Raw genomic sequence first — 2,022 nt, 5'->3', positions numbered from 1 at the left:
AAGTTTTTGAAGCCATTCTTCGCCAGAAACAGACTCAGTGGCTTGTCATGACCGGAAATCGGAAGAGAGTATATAAATTCCTTGGATTAAGTGAAGAAACAAGGACAAAAACCGAAGTGAAAAGAGCAGCGTTACCTTCTGGAAAAGGCAGAAGAGCGGAAATGAGCGGCTGGAACATAAAACAGTGTGTGATTTGGGAACTAAAGGATGCGATCAGCCAAATTCTTAGAATATCGAGAGATAAGCTTGATGTAGATGAAAATCTGTCAGATTTAGGTTTCGACTCAGTGAGTCTTGGTGAATATGCAGATGTATTAACCAGCTATTATAAGTTGAATATTACGCCAGATATCTTCTTTAGTTATCCGACAATAGAGAGGTTAAGTCAGTATTTGCTTAAACGTTATTCTGATGATATGCAGGCATTCTATCAGAAAGATGCGTATAGATTTATGCCAGTTGCTAGACATAAGAAAGAAAAGGAAAAAGCAATTCATGTGAAGAAAATGATGTCACTAGAGAGCTTTGGCTGTGAAAAAGAAACAGGTAGAAGTCTCCGGAGTCTAGAAGAGTCTCTACTTTGGGAATTAAAGAACGTGATGAGTCGAATACTTAGAATTCCAGGAGAAAAGCTTTGTACAGACGAAAACTTAGCTGACTTCGGTTTTGATTCAGTCAGTCTTGGTGAATTCGCAGAAGTGTTAAGCGAGCGTTATGAGCTGCCAATTACACCAGATATCTTCTTTAGTTATCCAACGATTGATAGCTTAAATAAATATTTACTTGATCGCTACCCTGATCAACTGAGTAGATTTTATCAGGATAGCGTGCAGGAAGTTTCTGCGGCATTAGCAGAGGGTGCTTCAGCAACAGAACAGAATTTGAAGAGTAAGGGGAAAAAGATCAGACGGAACCTTGCTGGCAGAAAGAATACGAAAATAAAAGAAAATGATCAGCCCATTGCCATTATCGGAATAAGCGGAAGGTTCCCAGATGCAAGGAATATAGAGGAATTTTGGTCCATTTTACTCGAAGGCAGGGAAGTAATCCGTAAGCTCCCGCATGAGCGAGTTCGATGGTGGCAAGGTTATGAAAACACTGGGGCTGGCAAATCAGTGAACAGAAAACTTGGAGTGATCCCGGGAATTGCTGAATTTGACCCTCTTTTCTTTGAACTATCACCTCGTGAAGCAGCAAACATAGATCCTAGACAAAGGATTCTGCTTCAGGAAACATGGAAGGCGTTGGAGGATGCCGGCTATGGTTCCAAGTCATTTGAAGACGAAAAAATAGGAATGTTTGTTGGGATCGAGGACGGGGATTACAAACTGCTAGTTGACGAAGAGGCCGGGATTACCTCAAACCATAATGCCATTCTGGCTGCGCGACTTTCTTATTTTCTAAACCTTGATGGTCCAAACATGGCTATCAATACGGCGTGCTCGTCAGGACTTGTAGCTGTTCATCAGGCTTGTCAGAGCCTCAGAAACGGAGAATGCGATACTGCCATCGTGGCAGGGGCCAATCTTTTGATTACTTCTGAAAACTATAACAGCATGGACAAGGCGGGAATGCTGTCGGCAGACGGAAAGTGTTACGCCTTTGACAAGCGTGCAAATGGAATGGTGCCGGCGGAAGCCGTGGCCGTTATTGTTTTAAAAAGGCTGTCAAAAGCGGAATCCGACGGTAACCCTGTATACGCAACCGTAGTGGGAAGCGGAATTAACTATGACGGAAAAACGAACGGAATTACCGCGCCAAGCGGACGTTCGCAAAGCCGGCTCATCAAAGAAGTGTACGATCGTTTTCATATCAAGGCAGAGGATATGGAATACATCGTGACCCATGGAACGGGGACAAAGCTCGGTGACCCGATCGAGATTAATGCATTGGCAGAGGCATTTAAAGACTATACAGAGGAAAGAAGCTACTGTGCATTAACGTCGACGAAACCGAATATCGGTCATACCTTGGCGGCTTCAGGGATCGTAAGCCTGATAAGCCTTGTGATGTCGTTGAAGA

General features: G+C 43.5%; 1 protein-coding gene. It reads left to right on the top strand.

Going from position 1 to position 2,022, the window contains the following annotated elements; translation table 11 throughout:
- Positions 1–47: 47 nt before the first annotated feature.
- A partial coding sequence (locus tag BXO87_RS00055) for a beta-ketoacyl synthase N-terminal-like domain-containing protein (protein ID WP_239692955.1) occupies positions 48–2,022 on the top strand: 1,975 nt, incomplete at its 3' end.

This window comes from Bacillus sp. GZB, from assembly GCF_001975995.1.
GTDB lineage: Bacteria > Bacillota > Bacilli > Bacillales > Bacillaceae > Bacillus > Bacillus velezensis.
Note: the sequence above shows the minus strand (reverse complement) of the source record. Positions and strands in the feature narration are given on the sequence as shown.